Here is a 4,906-nt window from a genome sequence, read left to right as displayed (position 1 = left end):
TGCCCCGGACCATGTTTGCCGATGTGGTCTTGACCAGTTCGCCGTCAGGACCAAGACGGAATTGCTTCGACAGTATCTTGGGCGTGGTGGAGGTCAGGATGGTTATTTTTGCTGGCATGTCTCGCCCTCCATGTACGGGGCCGCCACCCTCTTGACCATATCGGTTGCCAAGTCGGAAACGTCCGGCATTCCCTCCGCCACCATGGCCACGAATTCGTCAAGCGTGGTGTCCTCGTCCATGGCTCCCAAGCTGACGAGTTCGGCCATGGTTTCCCGGATACTTGCCAGTTCGGAGTGGATCCTCCCGGTCATGTCGGCAAGGTCGTCCCCAGGCAAAAGCGACAAAATGTCGTTTTTCTCGGCAGGCTTCAGAGACCGCTTCGCGGCCTGCATCATTCGCTGGGCGGTCCTCATGCTCCAGGGCAATTCCGTTTCCACCCATGCGGTAAAATGGCCATGGCCGACCCGGTCTTTTGCCTGGAGTAAATCAAGGCCATTCTCGACGATGGTCTTTGCCGACCTTGACTTGATGCGTTCGGCGGTCTCGGTCAGGAAATCTTGGTCTGGGAGGGAAAGCGAAGTTTCCAGTTTCATGACTGCACCTCCTTGGCCCATCGGCCCACCCGCTCACCCACCGGCTTGATGCGCATGGCCAACCAGGCGGCGGCGTTGTCCACCGGGTACGCCTTCCTCTTGCCCATCAGCACAGCACCTTCGGGTCCATCTCCAGATGCCGATTCAAGGTTGCTGACCGTTCGCCCCCCGATGGCCCCACCTGAGAATTTCCCGAACTCAGTACGGGCCACCCATTCCGACCCCATCGTCGTGCGCCAGGTCTCAGCCATGGTCCTGGCAATCCGCTCCTGCTCCTTCGTCAACTTCATTTTGTGCATGATGTTCCTCCATGCGGTAAAAATGTTTATTGTTGACGGTAGGTTAGGATGAAAACAGGGTACGATGAAAAGGTACGAAACGAAAAAAGGGCGCAATAAAAAACGGCCCGGAAGACTAGGCAAATCCTAGCTCCGGGCCGTTTGGCCGTTCAGCGTACCGGGTACGACTTTTTTTAGTGTATGGGTACGGTCACGATCTCAGTGCGTTCTTGACCAACTCCTTTGCCTCCCTGCCCATGTGCGTTTCGATGGCGGCCATGGCCTGCAGACGATCCTGTGTGCATCGCTGTTTTATGTTCTCCCATTCCTCCACCCGAGTCCGATCACGCCCAGACCATTCTGGCCATTTGAAAGCGATTTCACGAACTGTCTTCTGCTCTCGCACCCGGCCAGCCAGGACGAACAGTCCCCTCTTGACCACGTCGGACAGATCGCCCTCGGCCCGCAGGGCGTCCAGGTGGGCGGCCAGCATTTCCCGTTCGGCCATGGTCATGGACTCGGTCTTGATCCCCGCCCGTTCTTCGGCGGGCAGTATGTCCAGATGCAGATCGAAGGACAGCGGGCGGCCCGACTCGATAACGGTCCGGGCGAAATGGGCCATGACAAGATTCCGGTTGAGCATCATTTCGACGACAATCCGTTGGTCCTTCGTGTTCGCGGACATTTTCGCCCGGTTGTCTTCGACCCTTCGGCGATACCTTTCCCGGGATTGGTACGCTTCAAATTCTTCCGGGTTGATTTGCCTGGATGTCAGTAGCCCTTTCTCCAGGGCCATGAGGATGTGGAGTTCGGAACAGGACCAGCGGTCCGTCAGCGCGTCCATGTCCAGTAGTGTGGCCGAAAGGAGGTCGGCCAGGTCGGTGTAGGTCATATCCACCTCCGCTTGGTGGTCCGCAGGATTTTGAGCCAGGGAAAGGTGGTGCGGATGTCCACCCTTGTCGGATCGCGAGTCCTATCCCTGGCAAGTCTTGACTATAAAGTTTTTCTGTCGTGTCAAAGGTCGGCTTTTTTATTTCCGGCCCTTAAATCGCCTCCTATGGCCTCACTTGCGGCCCGTGGCGATGTCGATGACCTTGGGCTTGCCCAGGTTCGCCTCAAATCCCCGTACTGCGTCTTGCAGATGGCCCGGGCTCAAATGGCTGTATCTCTCGGACATGGCGGTCGTCTTGTGGCCCATCAGCTTGGCAATGGTAAAAATGGGCGTGCCCTGCATCGCCAGCCAACTGGCGAAAGTGTGGCGCAAGGTATGGAAGACGATCTTCTGCGACCGGTCGGAGATTCCGCGATTCAGCCCAAGGGCCTCAACTACCCGATTGAAAGTATCGCTGACCTCGGGCCGTCCATTGAAAACCATGTCCGTGGTCGCTGTCTGCCTCCTCGCCCGGAGCATGTCCTTGACCGCCTCGGTCATGTAGGCGTGGCGGGTCATGCTGTTCTTGGTGTTTCTCAAGGTCAGGATGCCTTGCCCGAAATCGACGTCCCGCCACTCCAGGGCGAAACATTCTCCCGCCCTCATGCCCGTGTGCAGGGACAGGAGGCACAGATCATGGACGTCTTGCGACCTCTCCCGGCAGGCGCTCAAAAGTTCGTCGGCCTCTTCTTGGCTGAGGAAACGCTGGCGGCGATTGTCCCCGATCTTGACCTTGACTCTCTTGGTTGGGTTCACCCCCAGGTACAGATCATGGACTTCAGCAAAATTAAAAACTTGCCGGACGACTGCCAGCATATACTGGGCAGACCGTGGAGCCCGGCCAGCGTCGAGCATGTTCTTCTTGATCCGCTCAAGGTCCAGGGGACAGATGTCCCTCATGGCCTTGGAGCCGATGACCGGGTCAATCCAGATTCGATTCAACTCCACTTCCCTGGCCATTGACCGGGCAGACTTGTGTCCCTGCTCGGCCTCGTATCTCGTCCAGACCTGGCCGAAAGTGATCCCCTCGGATTTCTCCAGGGCTGTCTGGCGCTCCTGCTCCTGGCGGGCCTGGTCGGCAATCTCTCGTTTCTCCGCCAGGGTCCGTGGCCCTTCGCCCTTGGTGGCGGCCTGCCGCAGTTCGGCCCGGGTCAGCATGGCCTTTTCGGCAGTCCAGCCCTCGGAGGCCCACCCCAGGCCCTCCTCCTTCAGCTTGCCGTCAATACGGTATCGGATGGAGAAATACCTATCCAGACCTATTCCATGTTTGCGAGACTCATGCTCCCGAAATCGGACTCCTGCGTGCTTGGTGCTGATCCACTTGTTTTTCATCTCTGTCCCACTCCTGTCCCACTTTTTTACCCGATGGAAGTGGTTTTTTCGGGTTGATTTGTGAGGTTAGAATAGGCTCGGAACCAAGTGCTGTCAAGGGTTTAGTGTGTATTCAGTGTTGGTTCGGGTAAGTAGGTGAAATACCTAAAAAAGGGACTCTTAATCCGGAGGTTCAAGGTTCGATTCCTTGGTGGCCCACCAGAAAAATCAAGCCCTTACAACAAAACGCTGTAAGGGCTTTTTTGTTGACACAAAACCATAGATAGCATGCCACCTCAACGTCGGCGGAGAAACATGAACAGAGGCAAGGCCACGGCACCAATTCCCGCTCCAGTCAAAACATAGTCCCACCTGACGGGCGTCACGAAAGCCCAAGAAAAGCCGACTCCCACAAGGGCCCCCACAAGTGCTCTGCTCAAGAAGATCGCCGGGACCCGAAAGCTGCTCATATGCCCTCGGACCAGCGGTATGCCGGAAACAAGGGCCTCGAACCAGACTGTTCCCTCAGTCGCTCGGACCGGGCACCTTGCCTGCCCAAAAGGAAGCCAAAGTCAGGACCATATCTATTTCTACGGAGTTGCTTCCCCATGCCCCGCCTCCACCCTTTCCTCACAGGGAAAGGTCATGCGCTTGAGCGTCCGCAAGATGCCGCGATCGGGATCGGAGCACGGCACGCCATCCTCGGGATTCAGGGTCGTGACCACTGCCGCGCCGATGAGTCTGCGCCCCTCTCCACATAGGAAACTCTTCGTCCTCAGCCCCCAGGCGTTGTGCAGGACCACGGGCCGCCCCTCGAACCGGCCGATATAGAGCATGATGTGGCCTGGTTTCCAGAGAGTGGTGAGCCACGGTTCTCCCTCGGCCAGAATTTGGAACTCCTTGGCCGGTCCTTCGAGACTTTCCAAATCAACGGTCCGGCCGGCTCTGGCCTGCTGGGACGAATTTCGGGGCATCCAGACTCCAAAAGGCAAAAAGTAGTCCTGAACCATGGCTGAACAATCCCTCAATCTATACATCCCTCCCCAACCATACGGCTGACCGGCCAGCGCTCGGGCCACTTCGACAAACAATCCCCGCAGCGCGGGCAGGGGAAAGGGTCTCACGGCCTCGGCCGAGACCCTGGTCCGACGGATGACCGCCTGTCCATCGGCATCCCTGACCGGAATCAGAACTTCCGAATCGTCGGATCCCGACCCGGCCTGAGGATATAGTGATCCAATCATGCTGAAAAACCTGTGTGTTCCATCCCCGTCGACCAGCGGAAACCCGTCACTCACAGGCGTGGCCCAGGCCCCGGTCACGTAAGACCGAATGAAATTCTCGTCGACCAGGGCCGCGTCCTGAGATTCGACCCAGCCAAAAACATTGGATGCCTCGACCAGAATCCAGGCCCCGTCCGAGGTGGCATGAGTGACCAGGACCGGTGTCCCGGCCCACAGGGCCGAGTTCTGGAAATTGTCGAATGGATATCCCTGGCCTGCCCGAAATATATCCGAGTAGTGGGGCCTGTGGGTAGGAAAAACCCGCACGTTCGCGTGTCGCACGATGATGGCCCGACGGCATTGAGACGGATATTCGTCGATACGGGACCGTTCTTCGAGTTTGGCAATCCATCCGATGTCATGGGGCCTCAGATTCTCTCCATACCCTGGTTGCCCCTGAAATTCGGACACTCCCCAAAACACCTTCTCGGGACCGACCATTGATGCGTTTTCAGCCCAAGGACCAAGAAATCTGTGGATGAAGTCCGAAGACAAGAAGCCTTGAACAG

Annotated in this window: 5 protein-coding genes; all 5 read right to left on the bottom strand. The window is 57.5% G+C overall.

Annotated elements, in window-relative coordinates; translation table 11 throughout:
* Nucleotides 1–102 precede the first annotated feature (102 nt).
* Nucleotides 103–615, bottom strand: a complete 513-nt coding sequence (locus tag EOM25_12100; GenBank protein NCC25915.1) for a DUF3102 domain-containing protein — start codon at nucleotides 613–615, stop codon at nucleotides 103–105.
* Nucleotides 591–893, bottom strand: a complete 303-nt coding sequence (locus tag EOM25_12095) for a hypothetical protein (GenBank protein ID NCC25914.1) — start codon at nucleotides 891–893, stop codon at nucleotides 591–593. Before EOM25_12095 ends, EOM25_12100 begins: the two co-directional genes overlap by 25 nt.
* Nucleotides 894–1,083: 190 nt before the next feature.
* The gene (locus EOM25_12090) at nucleotides 1,084–1,764 is read right to left on the bottom strand and encodes a hypothetical protein (protein ID NCC25913.1); all 681 of its coding nucleotides are present in this window, start codon (nucleotides 1,762–1,764) and stop codon (nucleotides 1,084–1,086) included.
* Nucleotides 1,765–1,935: 171 nt separating this feature from the next.
* Nucleotides 1,936–3,135, bottom strand: a complete 1,200-nt coding sequence (locus EOM25_12085) for a site-specific integrase (protein NCC25912.1) — start codon at nucleotides 3,133–3,135, stop codon at nucleotides 1,936–1,938.
* A gap of 569 nt (nucleotides 3,136–3,704) precedes the next feature.
* Nucleotides 3,705–4,906, bottom strand: a 1,202-nt coding sequence (locus EOM25_12080; GenBank protein NCC25911.1) for a glycoside hydrolase, incomplete at its 5' end; no start/stop codon positions are given.

It is taken from the genome of Deltaproteobacteria bacterium, assembly GCA_009929795.1.
In the GTDB taxonomy this organism is placed as follows: domain Bacteria; phylum Desulfobacterota; class Desulfovibrionia; order Desulfovibrionales; family Desulfomicrobiaceae; genus RZZR01.
This window is presented reverse-complemented; position numbering and strand designations above follow the sequence as displayed.